The 25,803-nt window shown below is 73.8% G+C and carries 25 protein-coding genes; 19 read left to right on the top strand and 6 right to left on the bottom strand.

Translation table 11 applies throughout. The annotated features are described in order from the left end of the window. The first annotated feature begins 573 nt into the window (after positions 1-573). From C8E97_RS27615 to priA, 3 genes are read left to right on the top strand one after another with little or no spacing between them, the layout of a single operon-like run. Positions 574-1,050: a hypothetical protein gene (locus C8E97_RS27615; RefSeq protein ID WP_147455255.1), complete on the top strand. Its 477-nt coding sequence runs from the start codon at positions 574-576 to the stop codon at positions 1,048-1,050. A 9-nt stretch (positions 1,051-1,059) separates the two neighbouring features. Further along, a complete protein-coding gene (gene hisH, locus C8E97_RS27610; protein WP_121008324.1) occupies positions 1,060-1,695 on the top strand; it encodes an imidazole glycerol phosphate synthase subunit HisH in 636 nt (211 codons plus the stop codon). Between the two features lie 53 nt (positions 1,696-1,748). Continuing rightward, a complete protein-coding gene (gene priA, locus C8E97_RS27605; protein WP_121008323.1) occupies positions 1,749-2,480 on the top strand; it encodes a bifunctional 1-(5-phosphoribosyl)-5-((5-phosphoribosylamino)methylideneamino)imidazole-4-carboxamide isomerase/phosphoribosylanthranilate isomerase PriA in 732 nt (243 codons plus the stop codon). Here priA and C8E97_RS36345 read toward each other — a convergent pair. Both C8E97_RS36345 and C8E97_RS27595 read right to left on the bottom strand, forming a co-directional pair. Beyond that, positions 2,446-2,646: a Clp protease N-terminal domain-containing protein gene (locus C8E97_RS36345; protein ID WP_246019215.1), complete on the bottom strand. Its 201-nt coding sequence runs from the start codon at positions 2,644-2,646 to the stop codon at positions 2,446-2,448. The genes priA and C8E97_RS36345 overlap by 35 nt on opposite strands. A 349-nt stretch (positions 2,647-2,995) precedes the next feature. Then, positions 2,996-3,361, bottom strand: coding sequence for a PPOX class F420-dependent oxidoreductase (locus C8E97_RS27595; RefSeq protein ID WP_121008322.1), 366 nt, complete (start codon positions 3,359-3,361; stop codon positions 2,996-2,998). Positions 3,362-3,419: 58 nt separating this feature from the next. Between C8E97_RS27595 and C8E97_RS27590 the strand changes: the two genes are divergently transcribed. Beyond that, positions 3,420-3,614, top strand: coding sequence for a hypothetical protein (locus C8E97_RS27590; RefSeq protein WP_121008321.1), 195 nt, complete (start codon positions 3,420-3,422; stop codon positions 3,612-3,614). 88 nt (positions 3,615-3,702) lie between these two features. On the opposite strand, the gene C8E97_RS27585 is transcribed toward C8E97_RS27590, so the two are convergent. Beyond that, a complete protein-coding gene (locus C8E97_RS27585; RefSeq protein WP_121008320.1) occupies positions 3,703-3,906 on the bottom strand; it encodes a cold-shock protein in 204 nt (67 codons plus the stop codon). A 498-nt stretch (positions 3,907-4,404) separates the two neighbouring features. Between C8E97_RS27585 and hisF the strand changes: the two genes are divergently transcribed. The 3 genes from hisF to hisI are packed head-to-tail and all read left to right on the top strand — an operon-like array spanning position 4,405 to position 5,907. Continuing rightward, complete coding sequence (gene hisF / locus C8E97_RS27575) at positions 4,405-5,178, top strand: imidazole glycerol phosphate synthase subunit HisF (RefSeq protein ID WP_121008318.1); 774 nt, start codon at positions 4,405-4,407, stop codon at positions 5,176-5,178. Position 5,179: 1 nt separating this feature from the next. After that, entirely contained in the window at positions 5,180-5,548 is a 369-nt protein-coding gene (locus C8E97_RS27570; protein ID WP_121008317.1) for a hypothetical protein, read from the top strand. Further along, positions 5,545-5,907, top strand: a complete 363-nt coding sequence (gene hisI, locus C8E97_RS27565) for a phosphoribosyl-AMP cyclohydrolase (protein WP_121008316.1) — start codon at positions 5,545-5,547, stop codon at positions 5,905-5,907. Before C8E97_RS27570 ends, hisI begins: the two co-directional genes overlap by 4 nt. A gap of 28 nt (positions 5,908-5,935) precedes the next feature. On the opposite strand, the gene C8E97_RS27560 is transcribed toward hisI, so the two are convergent. Next, positions 5,936-6,550 (bottom strand): TetR/AcrR family transcriptional regulator, encoded by a 615-nt coding sequence (locus C8E97_RS27560; RefSeq protein ID WP_246019213.1) that lies wholly within the window; start codon positions 6,548-6,550, stop codon positions 5,936-5,938. A gap of 155 nt (positions 6,551-6,705) precedes the next feature. On the opposite strand from C8E97_RS27560, the gene C8E97_RS27555 reads away from it, so the two are divergent. From C8E97_RS27555 to C8E97_RS27520, 8 genes are all read left to right on the top strand, one after another. Beyond that, positions 6,706-8,247 (top strand): anthranilate synthase component I, encoded by a 1,542-nt coding sequence (locus C8E97_RS27555; RefSeq protein WP_121008314.1) that lies wholly within the window; start codon positions 6,706-6,708, stop codon positions 8,245-8,247. Next, positions 8,240-8,716, top strand: coding sequence for a Trp biosynthesis-associated membrane protein (locus C8E97_RS27550; RefSeq protein ID WP_121008313.1), 477 nt, complete (start codon positions 8,240-8,242; stop codon positions 8,714-8,716). Before C8E97_RS27555 ends, C8E97_RS27550 begins: the two co-directional genes overlap by 8 nt. Positions 8,717-8,917: 201 nt before the next feature. Continuing rightward, entirely contained in the window at positions 8,918-9,727 is an 810-nt protein-coding gene (trpC, locus tag C8E97_RS27545; RefSeq protein ID WP_121008312.1) for an indole-3-glycerol phosphate synthase TrpC, read from the top strand. A gap of 10 nt (positions 9,728-9,737) precedes the next feature. Next, positions 9,738-10,961: a tryptophan synthase subunit beta gene (gene trpB, locus C8E97_RS27540; protein ID WP_121008311.1), complete on the top strand. Its 1,224-nt coding sequence runs from the start codon at positions 9,738-9,740 to the stop codon at positions 10,959-10,961. Further along, positions 10,958-11,743 carry a tryptophan synthase subunit alpha gene (gene trpA, locus C8E97_RS27535; protein WP_121008310.1) on the top strand — a complete coding sequence of 262 codons (786 nt, stop codon included), beginning with the start codon at positions 10,958-10,960 and terminating at the stop codon, positions 11,741-11,743. The genes trpB and trpA overlap by 4 nt, the downstream gene beginning before the upstream one ends. Positions 11,744-11,895: 152 nt before the next feature. Next, positions 11,896-12,273 (top strand): hypothetical protein, encoded by a 378-nt coding sequence (locus tag C8E97_RS27530; RefSeq protein ID WP_147455254.1) that lies wholly within the window; start codon positions 11,896-11,898, stop codon positions 12,271-12,273. Between the two features lie 35 nt (positions 12,274-12,308). Continuing rightward, entirely contained in the window at positions 12,309-13,463 is a 1,155-nt protein-coding gene (gene lgt / locus C8E97_RS27525; RefSeq protein WP_211347290.1) for a prolipoprotein diacylglyceryl transferase, read from the top strand. 5 nt (positions 13,464-13,468) lie between these two features. Further along, the gene (locus C8E97_RS27520) at positions 13,469-14,137 is read left to right on the top strand and encodes a response regulator transcription factor (RefSeq protein ID WP_121008308.1); all 669 of its coding nucleotides are present in this window, start codon (positions 13,469-13,471) and stop codon (positions 14,135-14,137) included. 74 nt (positions 14,138-14,211) lie between these two features. Here the strand turns inward: C8E97_RS27520 and C8E97_RS27515 are convergent, their stop codons facing one another. Beyond that, positions 14,212-14,742 (bottom strand): AMIN-like domain-containing (lipo)protein, encoded by a 531-nt coding sequence (locus C8E97_RS27515; RefSeq protein ID WP_121012546.1) that lies wholly within the window; start codon positions 14,740-14,742, stop codon positions 14,212-14,214. A gap of 366 nt (positions 14,743-15,108) precedes the next feature. Between C8E97_RS27515 and C8E97_RS27510 the strand changes: the two genes are divergently transcribed. Continuing rightward, positions 15,109-16,512 (top strand): sensor histidine kinase, encoded by a 1,404-nt coding sequence (locus C8E97_RS27510; protein ID WP_121008307.1) that lies wholly within the window; start codon positions 15,109-15,111, stop codon positions 16,510-16,512. 26 nt (positions 16,513-16,538) lie between these two features. On the opposite strand, the gene C8E97_RS27505 is transcribed toward C8E97_RS27510, so the two are convergent. Next, the gene (locus tag C8E97_RS27505) at positions 16,539-17,468 is read right to left on the bottom strand and encodes a TAXI family TRAP transporter solute-binding subunit (protein WP_246019211.1); all 930 of its coding nucleotides are present in this window, start codon (positions 17,466-17,468) and stop codon (positions 16,539-16,541) included. A 348-nt stretch (positions 17,469-17,816) separates the two neighbouring features. Here C8E97_RS27505 and dctA point away from each other — a divergent pair, with 348 nt between their 5' ends. The 3 genes from dctA to C8E97_RS27490 all read left to right on the top strand — a co-directional run bounded on the left by dctA (position 17,817) and on the right by C8E97_RS27490 (position 25,662). Next, on the top strand, positions 17,817-19,190 hold the full coding sequence (dctA, locus tag C8E97_RS27500) for a C4-dicarboxylate transporter DctA (protein ID WP_121008306.1): 1,374 nt from the start codon (positions 17,817-17,819) through the stop codon (positions 19,188-19,190). Positions 19,191-19,598: 408 nt separating this feature from the next. Further along, positions 19,599-24,164, top strand: a complete 4,566-nt coding sequence (gene gltB, locus C8E97_RS27495) for a glutamate synthase large subunit (protein WP_121008305.1) — start codon at positions 19,599-19,601, stop codon at positions 24,162-24,164. After that, positions 24,157-25,662, top strand: a complete 1,506-nt coding sequence (locus C8E97_RS27490) for a glutamate synthase subunit beta (protein ID WP_121008304.1) — start codon at positions 24,157-24,159, stop codon at positions 25,660-25,662. The genes gltB and C8E97_RS27490 overlap by 8 nt, the downstream gene beginning before the upstream one ends. Positions 25,663-25,803 lie beyond the last annotated feature (141 nt).

Genomic DNA, 25,803 nt, shown 5'->3' with positions numbered 1-25,803 from the left:
CGTAGGAGTTCACCCGATTGTGTTTGTGGCGGTTTCTCGGGGGGACTGTCAGAGGGGCGTGGGATGATGGAACGCGGGGGCCGGAGGCAACGCGCCTGACGTTTTCGGGGTCGGGTCGGGGTGTTGTGGTAGGCGTTGACCTGCGGATATCCGCGGAAGCTTCAGCGTGAAGGTTTTTGCTGGAAGTGTTCGGGGAGAGGTGCGGGGGTGGGGGTGGGTGTCAAAGCGTAAAAGCGGGCGCTCGCCGCTGGGCAGGCCGCCGGGGGGAAGGGCTTCAAGGCGTCGGTCCTCCCCGTGTGGCCTGTCGAAGACCACACCCTTGTCGAGGCAGGTCAAGCACGCCCTTCGCTTGACCTGCCTCGACGAGCGCGGTTGCCCTGCGGGCAGGCCATACGGGGAGAACACGACGCCATACGTGTGCGCGGCGCGGGCGAGGGCGGGGTTGGTCCTGCCCCGGTCGCCCGCGCCGGTTCGCGCGGGGTGTTGCGCGGGCGCGGCGAGGGTGGAAGTCAGGGGGTGCCGGCCGTGCGTCGCATGTTTGGGAGCCGGGTGTTTGGGGCATGATCTCCGGTCGTGAGCGTGCCGAGAACCCTCATCTGGACACCCGCGCCCACCGCGGAGTTGCAGTTGGCCCTGCACCGTGCGGTGGCGGGCCCGGCTGCGCTGGTCCCGGTCGCGTCCGGCACGGTGGTGTTGCCCCGCCGGCGGATCTCGTTCCCGGCCGCCGACCGGTTCGCCGCGCGGGTGCGCGAGGTGGGTGGGTCCGCGCTCCTCGTCCGCTGGGACGCGCGCGGTGTCGTCTGGTCCGACGGGGAGGTCGCCGGGTACAGCGGGGCCGCCCGGAGGTTGGTCGGGGTGCTCGGCTGGTGGCGGTTGAAGGCCGTGGCCGGGGAGTTGGGGTTGCCGGGTGACGCCGCCGAGGTGCGGGCGCTCGTCGACCAGGGGCGGGCCGACACGTGGGTCACCGCGTTGCCCGATCGGGCCGGTCTGCCGATCAACACGGTGCTGCCCGTGGTACCGGTGACGCAGGGCGGCGCCCCGTTGGCCTAGCCTGGACCGGTGGCACGAGTCGTCGTACTGGACTACGGATCAGGCAACCTCCGCTCCGCCGAACGCGCGCTCCAGCGCGTGGGCGCGTCCGTCGAGGTGACCTCCGACCATCGGGCCGCGCTGGACGCCGACGGCCTGGTGGTGCCCGGCGTGGGCGCGTACGCCGCCTGCATGGCCGGGCTGAACGAGGTCAAGGGCGGGCGCATCGTCGGCGAGCGGCTGGCCGGCGGGCGTCCCGTCCTCGGCATCTGCGTCGGGATGCAAATCCTGTTCGATCGCGGCATCGAGCACGGCGTCACCACCGAGGGCTGCGGCGAGTGGCCGGGCACCGTGGAGCGGCTGCGGGCGCCCGTCGTGCCGCACATGGGCTGGAACACCGTCCGCGCGCCCGAGGGGACGCGGTTGTTCGCCGGGCTCGACGCCGACACGCGGTTCTACTTCGTCCACTCCTACGGCGTGCGCGAGTGGACGCTGGAGGCGTCGGAGGTGATCCGGCCGCCGCTGGTGACCTGGTCCACCCACGGCGGCGACGACTTCGTCGCCGCGGTCGAGAACGGGCCGCTGTGGGCCACCCAGTTCCACCCCGAGAAGTCCGGCGACGCCGGGGCGCACCTGCTGGAGAACTGGCTCAAGAGCTTCCGCTAGGCCGCCGCCGGGGCCCCTGCCGCGCCCGGACCAGCGGCAACTACGCTGTTCGCGTGACTTTCACGCTGCTTCCGGCCGTCGACGTGGCCAACGGCCAGGCCGTCCGACTCGTGCAGGGCGAAGCCGGCACCGAGACCTCCTACGGCGAGCCGCTGGAGGCCGCGCTGGCCTGGCAGCGCGACGGCGCCGAGTGGGTGCACCTGGTGGACCTCGACGCCGCGTTCGGCCGCGGCGACAACCGCGAGCTGCTGGCCCGCGTCGTCGGCGAGCTGGACGTCCGGGTGGAGCTGTCCGGCGGCATCCGGGACGACGAGTCGCTGGCCGCCGCGCTCGCGACCGGCTGCGCGCGGGTGAACCTGGGCACCGCCGCGCTGGAGGACCCGGTGTGGTGCGCGAAGGTCGTCGCCGAGCACGGCGACAAGGTCGCGGTCGGGCTGGACGTCCGGATCACCGAGGCCGGCCACCGGCTGGCCGCGCGGGGCTGGACGCGCGACGGCGGCGACCTGTGGGAGGTGCTGGACCGGTTGGACCGGGACGGCTGCGCCCGCTACGTGGTGACCGACGTCGGCAAGGACGGCACGCTCCAGGGCCCCAACGTGGAGCTGCTGCGCGAGGTCTGCGCCCGCACCGACGCGCCGGTGATCGCGTCCGGCGGCGTGTCCGGCGTGGCCGACCTGGTGGCGTTGTCGGCGCTGGCCTGCGACGGGGTGGAGGGCGCGATCATCGGCAAGGCGCTGTACGCGGGCGCGTTCACGCTCCCCGAGGCCCTCGCCGCTGTCCGCTGACCGCTTCCTCGAACTCCGCGGTGATGTGCGCCTCGGCGGCGTGCTCCCGGACGCCCGAGGCGGCCGGCGCCTTGGCCGCGGCGCGGTCCGGCTCGCCCGGCAGGCCGAGCAGCAGGTGCTCGGTGCCGATCCGCTCGCTGAACCGGGCGTGGTGGCGGGCCGGCACGACGACGCGGCGGGCGCGGTCGGTGCGGCGGTCGAGGTTCGGCTTGAGGTCGGGCGACTGCCGGGCACGAACCGCTTCTGCGCGGCCTGCTTCGTGACGCCGATGCCCTCGCCGATGTCGGTCCGGCTCGCGGATGTCGCTCCGGCTCGCCCGCGCGGCGCGCCTCGTCGACGAAGTGCCCGATCAGGTGATCACCGAGTTCGTCGAGCTGCGCACCCGGCTCGACGGCCGCCGTGAGCCTGCCCGGCACGTGGTCGTGCTCCTGGGCGACGGTGACGACGAGGTCGGTGGTGGCCACCCGTCAACTCCGGGTCGACGCGCGGAGGACCGTCAACGCCGGGTCGACGCGTCAGTCCGTGCTGATCTCGATGCCCACCGTGCCCGCGCCGCCCCGGCGGAGGCGGCTGCCCAGCAGCGCGAGCCTGCCGACGAGGCCGTACTTCGCCCCGATCAGGCGACGGGTCTCGGCGCCGGCCCGCTCGTCGAGGACGCGGGCCCGCGCGGGCGTGCCGGCGCCGGTCGGGTTGCCCCGGAAGTCGCACGGCCCGACCGTGACCTCCGGGTTGTTGCGGATGCGCTTGACCTTGCCCGCGTCGGCGGCCGACCACACGCGGATCACCCCGTCGCGCCGGACCGCCCACACCGGGGTCGGCACCGGCGTCCCGTCGCGCCGGAACGTCGTCAGCAGCAGGTACTTGTCGTCACCGAGGGCCATGGGGCAACGCTAGTGCGGGGCGTAGTGTCATGCGCGGGGGGCCGACGCGAGGAGACGCATGCCCACGGAACGACGGATCGGCCCGGCCAGGGAACGCGACCGGCTCGCGGACGCCCGTGAGGACGAACGCGCGCACGCGGTCATCCGGAACGTCCGGGCGGCCCGCATGGTCGCGGGTCGCGCGGACAGCGCGGAGGAGTGCTCGCTGCTGCTGGAGATGCTCGGGCTCGAACCGGCGGCCGAGCGCCGCTAGCGGCCGGCGGCGAAGCCCGAGGGCCCCGCTCCGGAAACCGGAACGGGGCCCTCGGCGCGGTCCTCGTGAGGGCCGGCGTGGTCCTTGCTCAGACCAGGTTGACGTTCGTGGCCTGGGGGCCCTTGGCGCCCTGGCCGACGTCGAAGCTGACGCGCTGGTTCTCCTCCAGGCTGCGGTAGCCGTTGCCCTGGATCTCCGAGTAGTGCACGAACACGTCCGCGCCGCCGTCCTCGGGGGAGATGAAGCCGAAGCCCTTCTCCGAGTTGAACCACTTCACAGTGCCCTGAGCCATCTTGATCTCTTTCCGTACGGGTGCCGGCGGGCTGATGCTCCACCGCGGCCGGTTCGGGGCGGGGACTCTCCCGAGGAACCCGCAGGAAAATCACACGCTCGAAACACGTTTCGCGAGCGTGGTGACACGGACACAAAACCTACGACCGCTTCCAGTTAACCACGTCCGCGCCGGAAATGCGTCGTCAGGCGCGCGGATCGGCGTCCGGGCGGGTCCCGCCGCCGGTGTGCGCGAGCGGGTATCGGCTGGTGGCGGGGTGCGCGGCCGGGTGCGGGGGCCCGCGGGTGTGACGTGGGCGGCAGTGCGGGGCCGGGCGGCGCGGCGCAGGGGTGCGGCGGCGCGGCGCAGGGGTCGGGTGGCGCGGCGCAGGGGTCGGGTGGCGCGGCGCAGGGGTGCGGCGGCGCGGCGCAGGGGTCGGGTGGCGCGGCGCAGGGGTCGGGCGGCGGCGGGCCGGGTGGGTCCCGCGCCGCGCGGAGGGCTCCCCGTAGGCTTTCCCCCATGTCGGTGGCGGTGCGCGTGATTCCCTGTCTGGACGTCGACCGGGGGCGGGTGGTGAAGGGCGTCAACTTCACCAACCTGGTCGACGCGGGCGACCCGGTCGAGCTGGCCCGCGCCTACGACGCCGAGGGCGCGGACGAGCTGACCTTCCTGGACGTCACCGCGTCGTCCTCCGACCGCGAGACGACGTTCGACGTGGTGCGCCGCACGGCCGAGCAGGTGTTCATCCCGCTCACCGTCGGCGGCGGCGTGCGCACCGCGGAGGACGTCGACAAGCTGCTCCGCGCCGGCGCGGACAAGGTCGGCGTCAACACCGCCGCCATCGCCCGGCCCGAGCTGCTCGGCGAGCTGTCCCGCCGGTTCGGCGCGCAGTGCGTCGTGCTGTCGGTCGACGCCCGCCGGGTGCCCGAGGGCGAGCGGCCGACCCCCTCGGGCTTCGAGGTCACCACCCACGGCGGCCGCCGGGGCACCGGCCTCGACGCCGTCGAGTGGGCCGCCAGGGGCCAGGAGCTGGGCGTCGGCGAGATCCTGCTGAACTCGATGGACGCCGACGGCACGAAGACCGGGTTCGACCTGGAGCTGATCCGGCTGGTGCGCGGGGTGGTCGACGTGCCGCTGATCGCCAGCGGCGGCGCGGGCCGGGTCGAGCACTTCCCGCCGGCGATCGGCGCGGGCGCGGACGCCGTGCTCGCCGCGAGCGTGTTCCACTTCGGCGAGCTGCGCGTCGGCGAGGTCAAGAAGGGCCTGCGCGACGCGGGCGTGGAGGTGCGCTGACGTGCTGCGCGACGCACCCGTGGAGGTCCGGCTCGCGACGCTGGTCGGCGCGGCGGGCGGCCTGCTGTTCGTGGTCGAGGGGCTGATCCGCCTGCAGGCCGACGGCGACGCCGCCTGGGTGAAATTCCCGCTCATCGTGCTGGTGCTGGAGCTGCTGGTCGTCGGCGGCCTGCTGGCCCGCCTCCGGCCCGCCCGCCTGACCGGCGCGGTGGTCTACGCGCTGGTCGCCCTGATCCAGCTGCTGGCCGTGCTCAACGAGGGCCCGGTGTGGGTGCGGGTGCTGTCCGGGCTGCTGTCCGCGGGGCACGTCTTCGGCCTCGTGCTGCTCAACACCCGGCCCGCCCGGCTGCACTTCGGGGCCCCGCGGTGACCGGCGCGCTCGACCCGGCGATCGCCGCGCGGCTCAAGCGGACCGCGGACGGCCTGGTGTGCGCGGTGGTGCAGCGCCGCGGCACGAACGAGGTCCTGATGGTGGCGTGGATGGACGACGAGGCGCTGCACCGCACGCTCACCACCCGGCGCGCCACCTACTACTCGCGCAGCCGCCAGCAGCTGTGGGTCAAGGGCGAGACGTCCGGCCACACCCAGTACGTGCACGAGGTGCGGCTGGACTGCGACGGCGACGCCCTGCTGCTGGTCGTGGACCAGGTCGGACCGGCCTGCCACACCGGCGACCGGACGTGCTTCGACGCGACCGCGCTGCTCACGCCGGAGCCGGGACAGGGGTAGGGGCGGGGCCGACCGCGCGGCGGGCCGGTCAGCCGATGTCGCCGGTCAGGTAGCGCTGGAGGTTGGGCGCGACGGCCTTGACCATCGTCTCCACGTCGGCGCTGGCCAGCGGCTCGAAGCACACGACGTACCGGACGATGCCCATGCCGAAGATCTGGCTGGCGGCCAGCGTCGCGCGCAGGTCGGGCTGATCGGCGCCGGCGGCGGCCACCACGCGGCGCAGCAGGGTCTGCACGAAGAACTCGCGCATCACCTCGGCGACCCGGTCGTGCGCCGTGATGCTGCGGACCAGGGCCGCGAAGTGGCCGCCGCCGGTGGTGTCCCAGATGCCGATGAAGCTGCGCACGATCCGCTCGCCGATCTCCTCGCGCGGACCGGTCACCAGCCGCTCGGCGAGCGCGTTCACGTCGAGCGGCACCTGGAGCACGGCCTTGGCGAACAGCTCCTCCTTGCTGCCGAACCAGTGGTTCACCATCGCCGCGTCGACACCGGCGCGGGCCGCGATGGACCGCACCGTCGCGCCCTCGTAGCCGCGTTCGACGAACGCCTCGCGCGCGGCGTGCAGCAGCGCGGCCCTGGTGTCCTCGCCGCCGGCGCGGCGGCCACGGCGCTTGGGCGCGGTCGGTTGCGCGGCGTCGGTCACCTCACCATGATGAGGCAGTCCGACAGCTTTTTCAACATGTGATGAAATCCGGGCCGGCGGCGACGCGACCACCGCCACCAGCGCCATCGGCGTCCCGCAGGCGCGTCGGGTCGGCAGCCGCGGGCCCGCGCGGGCGGCACGGCACAATGACGGGCATGGTGAGCGTCATCGGTGCAGGCGCGGGTCTGGGCGAGGTCAGCCCGACGCGCGAGGAGTTCCGCGAACTCGCCGCGCAGCGGCGGGTGATCCCGGTCGTGCGCCGGCTGCTCGCGGACGCGGAGACACCCGTCGGGCTCTACCGCAAGCTCGCGGCCGACCGGCCGGGCACGTTCCTGTTCGAGTCCGCCGAGAACGGCCGCTCCTGGTCGCGCTGGTCGTTCGTCGGCGCGCGCAGCGCGGGCGCGCTCACCGCGACCGGCGGCGAGGCGTACTGGACCGGCGCGCACCCCGTCGGCCTGCCCGAGGGCGGCGACCCGCTGCTCGCCCTGCGCGAGACGATCGAGGTGCTGCGCACCGACCCGCTGCCCGGCCTGCCGCCGCTGACCGGCGGCATGGTCGGCTACATCGGCTACGACGCCGTGCGCCGCCTGGAGAAGCTGCCCGACCTCGCCGAGGACGACCTCCGGGTGCCCGAGCTGGTCATGCTGCTGGCGACCGACCTCGCCGCGCTCGACCACCACGAGGGCACCGTCACGCTCATCGCCAACGCGATCAACTGGGACGACTCCGCGGAGCGCGTCGACGCCGCCTACGACGACGCGGTGGCGCGCCTGGACCGGATGACCGAGGACCTCCAGAGCCCCGCGCCGCCCACCGTCGCCGTGTTCGCCCGGCCGAAGCCGGAGTTCACGCGCCGCCGGTCGCAGCAGGAGCACCACGCGGTCGTGGAGAAGGCCAAGGCCGCCATCCGCGCGGGCGAGGCGTTCCAGGTGGTGCTGTCGCAGCGGTTCGAGATGCCCACCACCGCGGACGCGCTGGACATCTACCGCGTCCTGCGCACGTCCAACCCCAGCCCCTACATGTACCTGCTGCGGCTGGACGACTTCGACATCGTCGGGTGCAGCCCCGAGTCCCTGGTGACCGTGCGCGACGGCAAGGCCACCACGCACCCCATCGCCGGCACCCGGTGGCGGGGGGTGGACGACGAGGAGGACGCCCTGCTGGAGAAGGACCTGCTCGCCGACCACAAGGAGCGCGCCGAGCACCTGATGCTGGTCGACCTGGGCCGCAACGACCTGGGCCGGGTGTGCAAGCCGGGCTCGGTGACCGTCGTCGACTTCTTCAAGGTCGAGCGGTACAGCCACGTCATGCACATCGTGTCCACGGTCAGCGGCGAGCTGGCCGAGGGCCGCACGGCCTTCGACGCCGTGGCCGCGTGCTTCCCGGCCGGCACGCTGTCCGGCGCGCCCAAGCCCCGCGCGATGGAGCTGATCGAGGAGCTGGAGCCGACGCGGCGCGGCCTGTACGGCGGCGTCGTCGGCTACCTGGACTTCGCGGGCGACGCGGACACCGCCATCGCGATCCGCACCGCCCTGGTGCGCGACGGCGTCGCCTACGTGCAGGCGGGCGGCGGGATCGTGGCCGACTCCGACCCGGTCGCCGAGGACAACGAGTGCCTGAACAAGGCAGGAGCCGTCCTGTCGGCCGTCGCCACCGCGCAGACGATGGCCCCGGCGGTGGACCCGGCGCGTGTCTGAGCCGCGCGCGAGGCGTCCACTGTGGATCGTCGTGCTGCTGCTGCTGGGCGGCGCGGCGGCGCTGTGGGGGTCGTCGAGCCTCGTCTGGGACGCTTCGGCGGACCGAAGGGGCGACGAGGTGGTGCCCGCGCTCGGGCCGCTGGCCCTGCTGTGCCTGGCCGCGATCGCCGCGGTGGTGGCGCTGGGCGGCCGGCTGCGGCGGGCGCTGGGCGTGCTCGTGGCCGCGGCGGGCGGCACGGCGGCGTTCCTCGGGCTCTCGACGGCCGGCGCGCCGGCCGGTCGCGGTCTCGCCGCGCTGGCCGGCGCCCTCGTGCTCGGCGCGGGAGCGGTGCTGGTCGTGCGGGGTCCGGCGATGCCCGGCCTGGGGGGCGGCTACCGGACGCCCGGCGCGGCCAGGCGGGCCGCCGACCCCGAGCGCGAGCTGTGGAACGCGTTGGAGCGCGGTGACGATCCCACCGACCGGGACTGACCGGCGGCCGAGGCGGCGCGGGCGCCGCACGTTTGCGCACGTCGACTCGGAAGGGCCCCGGTCATCCGCCTGAACGGGCACACCCGGTGGCCGGACGGGGTTCCGGCCGGGGTTAGCATCCTGGTGGCGGGAAGGGGAGCGTGACGTGCGGGAGCTGGCGAGCGGACCGGATGGACTGACGGACCCGGGCGAGGTGCTCGGATGACCGTGCTGGACTCGATCATCGAAGGCGTCCGGGAAGACCTCGCCGCGCGCGAGGCGGAACTGCCCTTCGACGTGCTCAGGGAGAAGGCCGCCAGGGTGGCGCCGCCGCAGGACGTGATGGCGGTCCTGCGGTCGCCGGGCGTGGGCGTGATCGCGGAGGTGAAGCGGCGCAGCCCGTCCAAGGGCGCGCTCGCGGAGATCCCGGAGCCCGCCGAGCTGGCCGCGCAGTACGAGGCGGGCGGCGCGCGGGTGATCAGCGTGCTGACCGAGCAGCGCAGGTTCGGCGGGTCGCTGGCCGACTTCGACGCGGTGCGCGCCGCGGTCGGCGTCCCGTTGCTGCGCAAGGACTTCATCGTCAGCCCGTACCAGGTGCACGAGGCGCGCCTGCACGGCGCGGACCTGGTGCTGCTGATCGTGGCGGCGCTGGAGCAGAACGCCCTGGTGTCGCTGCTGGACCGGGTGGAGTCGCTGGGCATGACGGCGCTGGTGGAGGTCCACACGGCGGAGGAGGCCGACCGCGCGCTGGAGGCCGGCGCGAGCGTCATCGGCGTGAACGCGCGCAACCTCCACACGCTGGAGGTGGACAAGGACGTGTTCGGGCGGATCGCGCCCGGCCTGCCCTTCGAGACGATCAAGATCGCCGAGTCCGGGGTGACCGGGCCGGGCGACCTGATGGCCTACGCGGGCGCGGGAGCCGACGCGGTGCTGGTCGGCGAATCACTCGTGACGAGCGGCGACCCCAAGGTCGCGGTGAACAAGCTGGTGACGGCGGGGTCGCACCCCGCGTGTCCCCGGCCGAGCCGGTAAGGAGCAGCGCATGTCGCCCGGCCACCTGGCGCCGACGCCCCACGACCCCGACGAGCGGGGCCACTTCGGACCGTGGGGCGGCCGGTACATGCCGGAAGCGCTCATCGCCGCCGTGGACGAGCTCGCGGCCTTCTACGAGAAGGCCAGGGTCGACCCGGAGTTCCTCGACGAGTTCTTCCGGCTGCTGCGCGAGTACGCCGGGCGGCCGTCGCTGCTCACCGAGGTGCCGAGGTTCGCGGCGCACGCCGGTGGGGCGCGGGTGTTCCTCAAGCGGGAGGACCTGAACCACACCGGCTCCCACAAGATCAACAACGTGCTGGGCCAGGCGCTGCTCACCAAGCGGATGGGCAAGAAGCGCGTCATCGCCGAGACCGGCGCCGGCCAGCACGGCGTGGCCACGGCGACGGCGTGCGCGCTGATGGGCCTGGACTGCGTCGTCTACATGGGCGAGGTCGACACCGAGCGGCAGGCGCTCAACGTGGCCCGGATGCGGCTGCTCGGCGCCGAGGTCATCCCGGTCAAGACCGGGTCGCGGACGCTGAAGGACGCGATCAACGAGGCCCTGCGCGACTGGGTCGCCAACGTCGACGACACGCACTACCTGCTCGGCACGGCGGCCGGCCCCCACCCGTTCCCGGTGCTGGTCCGCGACTTCCACCGGGTGATCGGCATCGAGGCCCGCGCCCAGGTGCTCGAACAGGCGGGCAGGCTGCCCGACGCCGTCGCCGCGTGCGTCGGCGGAGGGTCGAACGCCATCGGCATCTTCCACGGCTTCATCGACGACCCGTCGGTGCGGCTGGTCGGCCTGGAGCCCGGCGGCGACGGCGTCGACACCGACCGGCACGGCGCGACGCTGACCGTCGGCACGCCCGGCTCGCTGCACGGCGCGCTGTCCTACGTGATGCAGGACGAGGACGGCCAGATCACCGAGGCCCACTCCATCTCGGCCGGCCTCGACTACCCCGGCGTCGGCCCGGAGCACGCCCACCTCAAGGACACCGGGCGCGCCGAGTACCGGCCGGTGACCGACGCGGAGGCGATGGAGGCGTTCGCGCTGCTGTCCCGCACCGAGGGCATCATCCCCGCCATCGAGTCGGCGCACGCGCTGGCCGGCGCGCTGGTGCTGGGCCGCGAACTGGGCCCGGACGGGTTGCTCGTGGTGAACCTGTCCGGCCGGGGCGACAAGGACATGGACACCGCGATCAAGTGGTTCGGGCTGGGAGTGGAGTCATGAGCAGGCTGGCCGGTGTGTTCGAGGAGTGCCGGTCCGAGTCGCGGGCCGCGCTGATCGGGTACCTGCCCGCCGGCTACCCGACGGTCGAGGGCTCGAAGGACGTGCTGCGCACGATGGTGGCGTCCGGGTGCGACCTGGTCGAGGTCGGCCTGCCGTACTCGGACCCGGTGATGGACGGCTCGACCATCCAGCTCGCCTCCGAGCAGGCGCTGCGCGGCGGGTTCCGGGTGCGCGACCTGTTCGGCGTGGTCGAGTCGGTGGCCGCGCACGGCGGGCGCGCGGTCGTGATGACGTACTGGAACCCGGTGCTGCGGTACGGGGTGGACGCGTTCGCCCGCGACCTGGCCGCGGCCGGCGGGCTGGGGCTCATCACGCCCGACCTGGTGCCCGACGAGGCGCAGGAGTGGCTGGCCGCGTCCGAGGCACACGACCTGGACCGGGTCTTCCTCGTCGCGCCGTCGTCCACCGAGGAGCGCATCGACCTGACGGCGCGGTCGTCGCGGGGCTTCCTGTACGCGACGTCGGTGATGGGCGTGACGGGCGCGCGCGACGTGGTGTCGTCGGCCGCTCCGGCGCTGGTGCGGCGGGTGCGGGAGCACACGGACCTGCCGGTGGCGGTGGGGCTGGGCGTGCGGTCCGGCGCGCAGGCGGCGGAGCTGGCGGCGTTCGCGGACGGGGTCATCGTCGGGTCGGCCTTCGTGACGGCCGTGCGCGACGACCGCGTGGCGGCGCTGGCCGCCGAGCTGGCGGAGGGCGTGCGACAGGTGCCCACACCGGCCTGAGCGACACCTTCGGGTGAACCGCCGGCCGAGGGGTCGACCAGGTGGCGGAACTGTCGGTGCCCGTCGGGATGCTGGGCCCATGACCAAGCCCGCACCCGATCCGACGTGCGCCACACCGACGTGCCTCGGGCAACCTCCGGAGGTGGTGCCCGGTGGCACGGCCGTCCGACGACCGACCCGAAGGCATGTCACACCACGCCGGTCCCTGGACCCCGGACGACGTCCTCGCGATGCCGGGAGACCGGCTCCAGCGAGTCGAACCGGCCGACGGGGCGCTCCTCGTGGGCCCGCGCGGCACCCACCGGCACGAGCGGTCGGCCTTCCGCCTGATGGCCTTGGCGTGCGTGAAGCGGAAGCTGTGCGCGGAGGGCGGGGCGCCGCACCACCTCGTCGTCGACCCGGAGGACGCCGGGATCACCGCGACGCTGTTCGAGCCGAGCGCCGGCGAGCACGTCGAAGTGGCGCGCGGCGCTGCGGGCGCGCTCACCCTCGACAAGCCCTTCCCGGTAACAATCGAGCTGCCGCCATAGGGCGGTGCGGGCCACCGGCTACGGTGGGGGCCGTGGTGACGACTTTCCTCGCGACGATCCCCAGCCCCGACCGGGGTGTGTGGCACCTGGGGCCGATTCCGATCCGCGCCTACGCGCTGTGCATCATCCTCGGCATCATCGTGGCCATCTGGTGGGGCGAACGCCGCTGGGTGGCCCGTGGCGGGGTGAAGGGCGAGGTCACCGACATCGCGGTGTTCGCGGTGCCGTTCGGCCTCGTCGGCGGCCGGCTCTACCACGTGGCGACCGACTGGCCGAAGTACTTCGGCGAGGGCAGGAACCCGTGGGAGGCGCTCGCGATCTGGAACGGCGGCCTCGGCATCTGGGGCGCCATCGCGCTGGGCGGTGTCGGCGCGTGGATCGCCTGCCGCCGCCGGGGTATCCCGCTGCCCGTGATGGCCGACGCGCTCGCGCCGGGCATCGTCACCGCGCAGGCCATCGGCCGGCTCGGCAACTACTTCAACCAGGAGCTGTACGGCGGTCCCACCACGCTGCCGTGGGGCCTGGAGATCTACGAGCGGGTCGACCCGGCCACCGGCCTGCGGGACGAGCTGAGCGGCGTGGCGCTGGACCACACGCCGATCGACGTCGTGCACCCGACGTTCCTGTACGAGCTGCTGTGGAACCTGGGCGTGGCGCTGCTGGTCGTGCTGGTCGACCGGAAGCTGCGGCTCGGGCACGGCCGGGCGTTCGCGCTGTACGTCGCCGGCTACACGGCGGGCCGGTTCTGGATCGAGATCATGCGGACCGACCCGGCGACGGAGGTGTTCGGCCTGCGGATCAACGTCATCACCTCGGTGGTGGTGTTCCTCGGCGCGGTCGTCTACTTCGTGCTGGCCGGGAAGCGGGGCGGCCGCGAGGTCATCGTGCGCGGCGGCGAGGGACCCGACGGCGGTGGCGCGACCGCCGCGGACGCCGGGGCCGGGCGCGACGGCGAGCACGACCGGGCCGACGCGGCCCCCGGCTCCGACGGCGCGCGTGACGGGGCCGGCGGGGTGTCCGGGTCGGGCGGTGGTCGTGACCTGGCCGACGGGGTGCCGGGGTCGGGCGGCGCACGCGACCGGGCCGACGCCGAGCCCGTCAAGGCCGACACCGAGCCCGTCAAGGCGGACGCCAAGGCCGGTCCGACCGCGGCCCCGGACGGCACGCCGAGCGAGAAGCCGGCCGAGTAGGCCCGATGCGCATCCTCGTCGTCGAGGACGACGACCGGGTGGCGCGGGGCCTGCTGACCGCCCTGCGGCACGCGGGCTACGAGGTGCACCGCGCGGCGACGGCCGCCGCCGCGCTCACCGCGCCGACCGCCGACGTCGTGCTGCTCGACCTCGGCCTGCCCGACGGCGACGGCCTGGACGTGCTGCGCGAACTCCGCCGCCGGCCGGGCACGGCGGTCATCACCGTGACCGCCCGCGGCGAGGAGCGCGAACGCGTGCTCGGCCTGCGCGCGGGCGCGGACGACTACGTCGTCAAGCCGTTCGGCACGGCGGAGCTGCTGGCGCGCATCGAGGCGGTCCTGCGCCGCACGCGGGCCGCCCGCGCGGCGGAGGACACGGCGCACCGGGTCGCGCTGGGCCCGCTCACCCTCGACCCGGCGACCCGCCTCGCCACGGCGGGCGGCGAGCCGGTCCCGCTGACGCGCAAGGAGTTCGACCTGCTGGCCCTGCTGGTGACGAGGGCGGGCACGGTCGTCAGCCGCGACCTGATCGTGGACCAGGTGTGGCAGGCGCACTGGGAAGCGCCCTCGCGCACGCTCGACACGCACATCGCGGCGTTGCGCGGGAAGCTGGGCGACGCGGTGCGGATAGAGACGATCCGCGGGGTGGGCTACCGGGTGGCAGCCCACCCCTGAGGCGGACCCGCCGGCGGCGGACGCGCCCACCGCGGTTGCTCACCGGGCGTGCGCGCTCACCGCGTCGGGGGTGTTCACCAGGTGTGGGCGACGTCCACCACGAGCCGGCCGGGCAGCGTGAACACCCGGAACGGCAGCCGCGCCCGCACCCCGAGGCCGACCGTGGTCTGCCCCTCGAACGAACCGGCCCAGGCGACCTGCCGGAACGTCGTGTACCCCGCCACGTTCACCAGCTCGTCCCGGTCGGCGTAGGTGTAGGTCGGGTTGCCGTGCTCGTCGTACGCCGGCGAGTGGACCACCACCTGCAACTTGCCGTCGCCGCGCAGCGGCACCGGACGCCCCGTGGGGTCCTCGTAGACCTGGTCGACGTACTGGACGAAGTACCCGTCGTTGTCACCCCGGAAGTCGAACACCAGCCGGTCGTAGCAGTCCTGGCGACCCGACCTGATGTCGACCAGCTGCCCGGCCGTGGTCGGGGTGGCGGTCTTGGGCAGCGAACCCCAGTCGACACCGCAGCCGGCCGACGTGGCCGGCACGGCGGGTGCCACGACGACCGTCAACGCCGCGACCAGCGCGGAGACCGTCAGCACAAGACGGCGAACCATCAGCACCATCCCCCTTCTCCGTGCCGGGAGGCCCCCGGCATCCCCGAATGACGCAGAGCACAGCACCCGAGTAGCACGACCGGGTGGCATTCGGCCCGGAACCACCTGTGTGGGCTACTCGCCGACCCCCGCGACCCCCGACCGCCGACCCTCACCGCCGACCGCCGACCGCCGACCGCCGACCGCCGACCGCCGACCGCCGACCCTCACCGCCGACCGCCGATCCGATCGCCGACCCCGACCGTGTCCGCCGCGCCCGCCATCCCCGTGACCGTCCGCCCCTGTGACCGTCCGCCACCCCGGCGGACCGCGGACCGGGAGACCCGATGGGGCACGATGGCCCTGCCGAACCCCTGACGAGGTGTGATGCTCCGCCGACTGCTCGTCCTCATCGTGCCGCTGCTCGCGGCGCTGGTGGCCGCCCTCGGTGTGCCGCTCGCGTTCGCCGTGGTGCAGGGCGAGAGCCAGGAGACCTACCTCGACCGGCTCGGCGACGCGGGCCGGTTCGCGTCGCTGGCGGAGAACGCCCTCGCCTCGGGCCGCCGCACCGCCCTGCGCGAGGAGCTGGAGCGGTACGACCAGCTCTACGGCATCGCCGCCGCCCTGGTCAGCACCGACCGCACGATCCTGGAGAGTTCGCGCCGACCGTTCCCGCTGACCGGTCCGGCGGTCGAGGCGGGCCTGGACGCCGCGTTCAGCGGGTACCGCGGCGAACCCGACCGGTCGATCTGGCCGTGGGAGGACGTCGACCTGGTGCTCGTGGAGCCGGTCGGCCGCGACAGCGAGGTGGTGGCCGCCGTCGTGACGGTCTCGCCGACCAGCGGCCTGCGCCACGCGATCCTCCGCCAGTGGGGCCTGCTCGCCCTGGTCGGGCTGGTGCCGATGCTGGGCGTCGTGGCCGTCGCGTGGCCGATGTCGCGGTGGGTGCTGCGACCGGTGCGGATGCTGGACGACGCCACCGCCGCCGTCGCCGGCGGGAAGCTCGACGCCCGCGCGGACGAGCTGGGCGGCCCGCCCGAGCTGCGCAGGCTCGCGGCCTCGTTCAACGTCATGGTGGACGTCGTCAGCCGGGCGCTGCGCCGCCAGCGGGCGTTCGTGTCGGACGCCTCGCACCAGCTGCGCAACCCGCTCGCGAGCCTGCGGCTGGCGGTGGACAACCTCGCGCCGCACGTCGTGGGCGACGCCGGGCGGGAGGCGCAGCGCATCGCCGTCGACGAGGCCGAGGAGATGGGGCGCGTGCTGGACACCCTGCTCGCCGCGACCCGCCTGGACAGCGCGTCGGCCGCCGAGCCGGTCGACGTGGACTCGCTGCTGGCGACGCACGTGCCCGGCTGGCGGGCGCTGGCCGGTGACATCGCGCTGGAGGTCCGCGTGCCGCGCGGCCTGCACGTGCTGGCGCCGCCCGGCGGGCTGGGCAGCGTGCTGGACGAGCTCGTCGGCAACGCGATCCGGCTGTCCGGGGCCACCCGCGTCGCGGTGTGGGCGGTCACGCACGGCGAACGGGCGGAGCTGCACGTCACCGACGACGGCGAGGGGCTGGCCGAGGAGGAGCGCACCCTGGCGTTGCGGCGGTTCTGGCGCGCGCCGCGGCACCAGAACACCGCGGGCACCGGGCTGGGCCTGTCGATCTGCGCGGAGCTGGTCGTGAGCGCGGGCGGCGAACTGCACCTGCGGCCGGTCGAGCCGCACGGGTTGGACGCGGTCGTCGTGCTCGGCGTCGGGTCGCCCGACCGGAGCGCTCCGGGCGCCGGCGGAACGCTCCGCGACTGACGCGACGGGCCGGCGTGCCGCGCGGCTCAGCGCTTGACGGAGCGGAACCAGCGTTCCGCTCCCCGGTGCAGCGGCACGCGGCCGGTGGCGATGCCCGTGCGCACGTTGATCCGACCGGCTTCCGAGTGCCCGGCGGCGATGCGGGCCGACTCGGTGAACACCGTCCGCGTCACCACCTCCACCACCGACGCGTCCAGCGCGCTCCGCGCCAGCAGCAGGTTCGGCACCGCGAACGTCCGGCAGGGCCCCATCGACCCGTAGGTGGTGGCCGGGATCGTCACCGGCGCGTAGGGGCCGGGGAACGCGTCGGCCAGCCGCACCGCCTCCTCGGGAAGGTCGAGCAGCCGGAACGGGAACCCGCCGAGCAGGTCCCTGATGGCCGGTGTCGGGATGCCGGTCAACGCCACCATCGCGTCGATCGCGCCCGCGGCCATCCGCCGGGCGGCCTCGGCGTGCGCCATGCGCTGCACGTCGACCCGGACGCCGAGCAGGTCGAGCAGCCGGGAGGCGGTGAACTCCGTCCCGGACTCGTGCGGGCCGAACGACACGCGCGCCCCGGCGAGGTCCGCGATCCGCCGCACCGGCGCGCCCGCCGGCACGACGACCTGGAGGAAGCTGTCGTACAGCCGCCCGACGGCGCTGATGCCGGCGGGGTCGTCGGCGCTCAGCCGCGCCTCGAACAGCGGGTCCAGCGAGGACAGTCCCAGGTGGACCTCACCGGCGGCGAGCAGGCGGACGTTCGCCACCGACGCGCCGGTGGACCGCGCGACCACCCGGCTGCCCGGCAACCGGTCGGCCAGCGCCCCCGCGAGGGCACCGCCGACCTCGCGGAACACCGCACCCTCCGGCCCGGTCGCCAGGACCAACTCGGCGGGCGCGGGCGGTGGTGACGACGTGCACGCGGGCGCACCCGCCGCGAGGGCGGCGAGCAGCAGCGAGCGCCGGGTCACCTGCACGGCAGCAGGGTACGTCCCGCCGGTCGCCGCCGGGTCGGGCGAGTGGCGGGCCGACCACGGAAATCGAGTGATGTCAGTCCCTGACATCACTCGTTTTTCGGTTCCGGCCGGCATCCACCTGTGCCGGGCCCCCTCCGTGCCGCCACCGTCCCGCCCGTGCGGTGCGGCCACCCGCGCCCCCTCGCGGTGCGGCCGCCCGCCGTGCCTCGACCCGGTGTGCGGCCTGCTCCCCTCGGCGGAGCGGACGGCGCGTTACGTCAGAGGGATCTGAAGTTTCCGGCGACGACCTTGTCGAGGGCCGGCCCTGTGCTCAGGATCACCGACCAACACCGGCTTTTGGAGGATGACGTGGTCACCGCGGGAACCCGTGAGCGCAAGCCGATCCACCGGCACCTGTACTTCTGGGTGCTGGTGTCGATCGTGCTGGGCGTGGTCGTCGGCTACGCGTTCCCGGAGCAGGCGTCCGGGATGAAGTGGTTGGCCGACCTGTTCGTGGCGCTGGTGAAGGTGGTCATCGCGCCGACCATCTTCTGCACCGTCGTGGTCGGCATCGCGGGTCTGGGCAACCTCGCCAAGGCCGGCGGCCTGGCGCTGCGGACCATCCTCTACTTCACCGCGATGACCACGGTCGCCCTGGTCATCGGCCTGGTCGTGGTGAACCTCGTGCAGCCCGGACACCACGGCCCGGCGATCCCGATCAACGACGACGCCGCCGCCAAGACGCTCGCCGAGGCGAAGACCGCCGAGACCGGCGTGACGGGCTTCATCCTGTCCCTGGTGCCGAAGTCGTTCGTCGGCGCGTTCACCGACGGCCAGCTCATCCAGGTGCTGCTGGTGGCGATCCTGGTGGCCGTCGCGGTGGCCGGGATGGGCAGGCGCGGCGAGCGGGTCGTGGCCGCGCTGGACACGGTCGCCAAGGTGATGTTCGGCGTCATCAAGATCGTCATGTACGCCGCGCCGATCGGCGCGTTCGGCGGCATCGCCTACACGATCGGCAAGTTCGGCGGCACGATCCTCGGCAAGCTGGCGTGGCTGATGGGGTCGTTCTACGCGACGTGCCTGCTGTTCGTCCTGGTCGTGCTGGGCGGCGTGGCGCTGTGCGCCGGGTTCTCGATCTTCAAGTTCCTCCGGTACCTCAAGGACGAGCTGCTGATCGTGCTGGGCACGTCGTCGTCGGAGTCGGTGCTGCCGCGGATGCTGGTGAAGCTGGAGGCGGCGGGCGCGGACAAGTCGGTGGTCGGCCTGACGATCCCGACCGGGTACTCGTTCAACCTCGACGGCACGTGCATCTACCTGACGATGGGCGCGATCTTCATCGCCCAGGCGACCGGCCACGACGTGGGCATCGGCACCCAGGTCGGCCTGCTGCTGTTCATGCTGCTGGCGTCGAAGGGCGCGGCGGGCGTGACCGGCGCGGGGCTGGTGACGCTGGCGGCGTCGCTGACGGCGTTCGAGGCGAACAGCGCCATCCCGGCGGTGGGCATCGCGCTGATCGTCGGCATCGACCGGTTCATGTCCGAGGCGCGGGCGATCACCAACGTCATCGGCAACGGCGTCGGCACGCTCGTGGTGGCCCGCTGGCAGGGGCAGCTCGACCGGGCGCGGCTCAAGGAGGTCCTGGACAACCCCGCCGACGTCGACGTCGACGCCCTGCTGGACCGCGGGGAGGGCCACGACGCCGAGCGCGCCGATCACGCCGGGAGGGCCGTCGCCAAGGTGTGAGCGGGCGTCGACGGGGGAGGGGGGGAGCGGCGCTCCCCCCTCCCGCGCGCGTCGGGCCCGCCGACAGGGCCGCCCCGTCCTGGCTGCACGAACGGGTGAACATCGGTTGCGGCGGGGAGTCGAATGACCAGCGTGGACCCTGTCGGCAACCTCTCAGGGGTGCGCGAACCGCCCAGCGCTCCGTTATGCTGTGACAGCGCGTGACCTGGCCGGCCCCACTGTCGTTCCGCCCGCCTGAATCGTTACGCGTCCATGACCGGGATCACCCCACGGATGGTGTGTCCTGGTTTCGCGGCTGTTAAAGTCGCGTCAACACGCGGGCCATCGTCGTCCCGTGCCCAGCAGCCGGATTCCAGGAACTGGACACGGATTCGTTCTTCCAGAAGGACGACGAAGGAGGTCTGCGCAGTGATCTTCTCCGCCATCCCGTCCCCGCAGGGGCTCTACGACCCCGCCGCGGAGCGTGACGCCTGCGGTGTGGCGATGGTCGCCGACATCGAGGGCAGGCGGTCCCACGCCATCGTGGTCGACGCGCTCACCGCGCTGGCGAACCTCGAGCACCGCGGCGCCGCGGGCGCCGAGCCGACCAGCGGCGACGGCGCGGGGATCCTCCTGCAGCTGCCGGACGCGTTCCTGCGGTCCGCGGTGGACTTCGAGCTGCCCGCCGCCGGCGCGTACGCGGCGGGCATCGCGTTCCTGCCGCCCGACGAGGCCGAGCGGGGCAAGGCGCAAGCGCTCGCGGAGCGGATCGCGGAGGAGGAGGGCCTGCGGGTCCTCGGCTGGCGCGAGGTGCCGGTGGACCCCGACCTCGCCGACGTCGGCCCCACGGCGCGGTCGGTCATGCCGCACTTCGCGATGCTGTTCGTCACGGCCGGCCCGTCGCACCCCGGCTCCCCGGCCACCGGGTCCGAGCCGTCCGGGGTGGAGCTGGACCGGCTCGCGTTCGTGCTGCGCAAGCGGGTCGAGCACGAGACGGTCGCCGCCCAGGTGGGCACGTACTTCCCGTCGCTGTCCGCGCGCACCCTCGTCTACAAGGGGATGCTGACCACCGGCCAGCTGCCCGACTTCTTCCCCGACCTGCGCGACGAGCGGCTGGCCACCGCCATCGCGCTGGTCCACTCGCGGTTCTCCACGAACACGTTCCCGTCGTGGCCGCTGGCGCACCCGTTCCGCTACGTGGCGCACAACGGCGAGATCAACACCGTACGCGGCAACCGGAACCGGATGCGGGCGCGGGAGGCGCTGCTGGCCTCCGACCTCATCCCCGGCGACCTGACGCGGCTGTTCCCGATCTGCGACCCGGCGGGCTCGGACTCGGCGTCGTTCGACGAGGTGCTGGAGCTGCTGCACCTCGGCGGCCGGTCGCTGCCGCACGCCGTGCTGATGATGATCCCCGAGGCGTGGGAGAACCACGCCTCGATGGACCCCAAGCGACGGGCGTTCTACGAGTTCCACGCGTCGCTGATGGAGCCGTGGGACGGGCCGGCGTGCGTCACGTTCACCGACGGCGAGCTGGTCGGCGCGGTGCTCGACCGCAACGGCCTCCGCCCGGCCCGGTGGTGGCAGACCGCCGACGGGCGGGTGGTGCTCGCGTCCGAGACCGGCGTGCTGGACGTCCCGCCCGACCGGGTGGTCGCCAAGGGCCGCCTCCAGCCCGGCCGGATGTTCCTGGTCGACACCGTCGCCGGCCGGCTGGTGGACGACGACGAGATCAAGGCGCGCCTGGCCGACGACCTGCCCTACGACGAGTGGCTGCACGCCGGGCTGCTCGACCTCGCCGACCTCGCCGACCGCGAGCACGTGGTGCAGAGCCACGAGTCCGTGGTGCGCCGCCAGCTCACCTTCGGCTACACCGAGGAGGAGCTGCGGGTCCTGCTCGGGCCGATGGCGGTCGGCGGCGCGGAACCGCTCGGCTCGATGGGCACCGACACGCCGGTCGCCGTGCTGTCCCAGCGCTCCCGCCTGCTCTACGACTACTTCGTGCAGAACTTCGCCCAGGTCACGAACCCGCCGCTGGACGCGATCCGCGAGGAGATCGTGACGTCGGTGTCGCGGGTGATGGGCCCGGAGCAGAACCTGCTGGAGCCCGGACCGGTCAGCTGCCGCCACATCAAGCTGTCCTACCCGGTGATCGACAACGACGAGCTGGCCAAGCTCATCCACATCAACGACGACGGCGACCTGCCCGGCTTCGCGTGCACCGTCCTCAGTGGACTGTACGAAGTGGACGGTGGCGGCGCGGCGCTGGCGCGGGCCGTGGAGCGGGTGCGCCGGGAGGCGTCCGAGGCGATCGCGGCCGGCGCGCGGATCCTCGTGCTGTCCGACCGCGACTCCGACCACCGGCTCGCCCCGATCCCGTCGCTGCTGCTGGTCTCGGCCGTGCACCACCACCTGGTGCGCACCAAGGAGCGCCTGCGGGTCGCGCTGGTCGTGGAGACCGGCGACGCCCGCGAGGTGCACCACATCGCCGCGCTGCTGGGCTACGGCGCGGCGGCGGTCAACCCCTACCTCGCGTTCGAGACCATCGAGGACCTCATCGCGCAGGGCGCCATCACCGGCACGGAGCCGCGGAAGGCCGTGCGCAACTACGTGTCGGCGCTGGTCAAGGGCACGCTGAAGATCATGTCCAAGATGGGCATCTCGACCGTCGGCGCGTACACCGCCGCGCAGGTCTTCGAGGCCGTCGGGCTGTCCGAGGACCTGCTGGACGAGTACTTCACCGGCACGGTGTCCAAGCTCGGCGGCGTCGGGCTCGACGTGCTGGCCGAGGAGGTCGCGCTGCGCCACCGCCGCGCGTACCCGGAGAACCCGACCGACCGCGTGCACCGGCGGCTGGAGGTCGGCGGCGAGTACGCCTACCGCCGCGAGGGCGAACTGCACCTGTTCACGCCCGAGACGGTGTTCCTGCTCCAGCACGCCACGAAGACCGGCAGGCAGGAGGTCTACCGCCGCTACACCGAGGAGGTGGAGCGCCTGGCGCGCCAGGGCGGGACGCTGCGCGGCCTGTTCGCCCTGAAGACCGACCGCGAACCGGTGCCGATCGACGAGGTCGAGCCGGTGTCGTCGATCGTCAAGCGGTTCAACACCGGCGCCATGTCCTACGGCTCGATCTCCGCCGAGGCGCACGAGACCCTCGCCATCGCCATGAACCGGCTCGGCGGCCGGTCCAACAGCGGCGAGGGCGGCGAGGACCCGGAGCGCCTGTACGACGCCGAGCGGCGCAGCGCGGTCAAGCAGGTCGCGTCCGGCCGGTTCGGCGTGACCAGCGAGTACCTGGTCAACGCCACCGACATCCAGATCAAGATGGCGCAGGGCGCGAAGCCGGGCGAAGGCGGCCAGCTGCCCGGCTACAAGGTGTACCCGTGGATCGCGCGGACCCGGCACTCGACGCCGGGCGTCGGCCTGATCTCGCCGCCGCCGCACCACGACATCTACTCCATCGAGGACCTGGCGCAGCTCATCCACGACCTGAAGAACGCCAACGAGCAAGCCCGCGTGCACGTCAAGCTGGTCAGCGAGGTCGGCGTCGGCACGGTCGCGGCGGGCGTCGCGAAGGCGCACGCCGACGTCGTGCTGGTCTCCGGCCACGACGGCGGCACCGGCGCGTCGCCGATGAACTCGCTCAAGCACGCGGGCACGCCGTGGGAGGTCGGCCTCGCCGAGACCCAGCAGACGTTGCTGCTCAACGGGTTGCGCGACCGGATCACCGTGCAGGTCGACGGCGCGCTGCGCACCGGCCGCGACGTCGTCGTGGCGGCCCTGCTTGGCGCGGAGGAGTTCGGCTTCGCCACCGCGCCGCTCATCGTCGCCGGCTGCGTGATGATGCGGGTCTGCCACCTCGACACCTGCCCGGTCGGCGTCGCCACGCAGAACCCCGAGCTGCGCAAGCGCTACACCGGGCAGGCCGAGCACGTGGTGAACTTCTTCGAGTTCGTCGCGCAGGAGGTCCGGGAACACCTGGCGGCACTGGGTTTCCGCACCGTCGACGAGGCCGTCGGGCACGCCGAGCTGCTGGAGACCGACGCGGCCGTCGAGCACTGGAAGGCGGCCGGCCTGGACCTCACACCGGTCTTCCAGGTGCCCGAAACCCCCTACCGGACGGCGAAGCGCCGCGTCCGCGAGCAGGACCACGGCCTGGAGCGGGCGCTGGACCGCACGCTGATCCAGCTCGCCGAGGCGGCGCTGGAGGACGCGCACCCGGTGCGGCTGGAACTGCCGCTGCGCAACGTGAACCGCACCGTCGGCACGCTGCTCGGCGCGGAGGTCACCCGCCGGTTCGGCGGCGACGGCCTGCCCGACGACACGATCCACGTCACGTTCACCGGGTCCGCCGGCCAGTCGCTGGGCGCGTTCCTGCCGCGCGGCATCACGCTGGAGATGGTCGGCGACGCCAACGACTACGTCGGCAAGGGCCTGTCCGGCGGGCGGATCGTCGTGCGGCCCCACCCCGACGCGCCGTTCGCCGCCGAGCGGCAGGTGATCGCGGGCAACGTCATCGGCTACGGCGCGACCGGCGGCGAGATCTTCCTGCGCGGTCGCGTCGGCGAGCGCTTCTGCGTCCGCAACTCCGGCGCGCTGGCGGTCGCCGAGGGCGTGGGCGACCACGCCTTCGAGTACATGACCGGCGGCCACGCCGTGGTGCTCGGACCGACCGGGCGCAACCTCGCGGCGGGCATGTCCGGCGGCATCGCGTACGTGCTCGACCTCGACCCGGCCTCGGTCAACCAGGACATGGTCCGGTTGCAGCGCCCCGACGCGGAGGACCTGCGCCTGCTGCGCGGTGTCGTGGCGCGGCACCACGAACTCACCGGCTCGGCCGTGGCCGCGTCGCTGCTCGGCGACTGGCCCCGGCGGTCCGCGTCGTTCACGAAGATCATGCCCGCCGACTACCAGCGCGTGCTGGAGGCGATGACGCTCGCCCGCGCGGAAGGCCGGGACGTCGACCAGGCGATCATGGAGGCTTCCCGTGGCTGACCCGTACGGCTTTCTCCAGCACGACCGCGCCGACGCCGAGAAGCGGCCCGCCGCCGAGCGGCGGTCGGACTGGCGCGAGGTCTACCGCGACCTGCCGCCCGAGACCCGCGACGCGCAGGTGCGGACCCAGGCGACGCGGTGCATGGACTGCGGCGTCCCGTTCTGCCACTCGGGTTCGGCGGGCTGCCCGCTGGGCAACCTCATCCCCGAGTGGAACGACCTGGTGCGCCGCGGCGACTGGGGCCTCGCGTCGGACCGCCTGCACGCCACCAACAACTTCCCCGAGTTCACCGGCCGGCTGTGCCCCGCGCCGTGCGAGGCCGCGTGCGTGCTGGCGATCAGCCACGACGCGGGCGGCGCGGTCGCGATCAAGCGCGTCGAGCAGGCGATCGCGGACGTGTCGTGGGAACAGGGCCTCGTGCGGCCGACGCAGTCGCACGTGTCGTCCGGGAAGCGCGTCGCCGTGGTCGGTTCCGGCCCGGCGGGCCTCGCGGCGGCGCAGCAGCTGACCCGCGCCGGCCACGAGGTCACCGTCCACGAGCGGGACGACCGGCTCGGCGGCCTGCTGCGCTACGGCATCCCCGAGTTCAAGATGGAGAAGAAGGTCCTCGACCGGCGGCTCGCCCAGCTGCGCAAGGAGGGCACGAAGTTCGTCACCGGCTGCGAGGTCGGCGTGGACGTGACCGTCGAGCAGCTGCGCGAGCGGTTCGACGCGGTGGTGCTCGCGGTCGGCGCGCTGCGCGGCCGGGACGACACCACCACGCCGGGCCGCGACCTGGCGGGCATCCACCTGGCGATGGAGCACCTGGTGCCCGCCAACCGGGCGTGCGAGGGCGACGGCGCGCCGTCGGTCGACGCGGCGGGCAAGCACGTCGTCATCATCGGCGGCGGCGACACGGGAGCGGACTGCTTCGGCACGGCGGTCCGGCAGGGCGCGGCGTCGGTGCTGCAACTCGACCAGTACCCGCGTCCGCCGGCGCGGCGCGACGACGAGCGCTCGCCGTGGCCGGTGTGGCCGTGGGTCCTGCGCACCTACCCCGCGCACGAGGAGGCGGGCGAGCGGAGGTTCGCCGTCGCGGTGGAGAGGTTCATCGGCGACGAGGACGGCCACGTGCGGCAGATCCGGCTGCGCAAGGTGCGGGTGGAGCGGGATGCCTCCGGCCGGCGGGTGGTGGTGCCGACGTCGGAGGAGGTCGAGGTGCTGCCGGCGGACCTGGTGCTGCTGGCGATCGGCTTCGAGGGCGTCGAGCACATGCCGCTGCTGGACGGGCTGGGCGTCGGGCTGACGCCGCGGGGCACCATCCCGTGCGGCTCGGACTGGCAGACCCGCGCGCCGGGCGTGTTCGTGTGCGGTGACGCGCACCGGGGCGCTTCGCTGGTGGTGTGGGCGATCGCGGAGGGCCGTTCGGTGGCGCACGCGGTGGACGCCTTCCTGACCGGCTCGTCGGACCTGCCGTCGCCGGTGATCCCGAACATGCTGCCGCTCGCGGTGGTGTGACCGCGGTGGCCTGATCGCCGTCGCCCGTTCCCGGTCGGTCGGGGCGGGCGCGGGTTTGCGATAGAACGACGAAGGCCCGAGCGCCGCGGTGCTCCGGCTGCGGATCATGGAGGTGCACGGTGCGGCCGGGGCCGGGCAGCT

Origin of the sequence: Saccharothrix australiensis (genome assembly GCF_003634935.1) — a bacterium.
GTDB lineage: Bacteria > Actinomycetota > Actinomycetes > Mycobacteriales > Pseudonocardiaceae > Actinosynnema > Actinosynnema australiense.
This window is presented reverse-complemented; position numbering and strand designations above follow the sequence as displayed.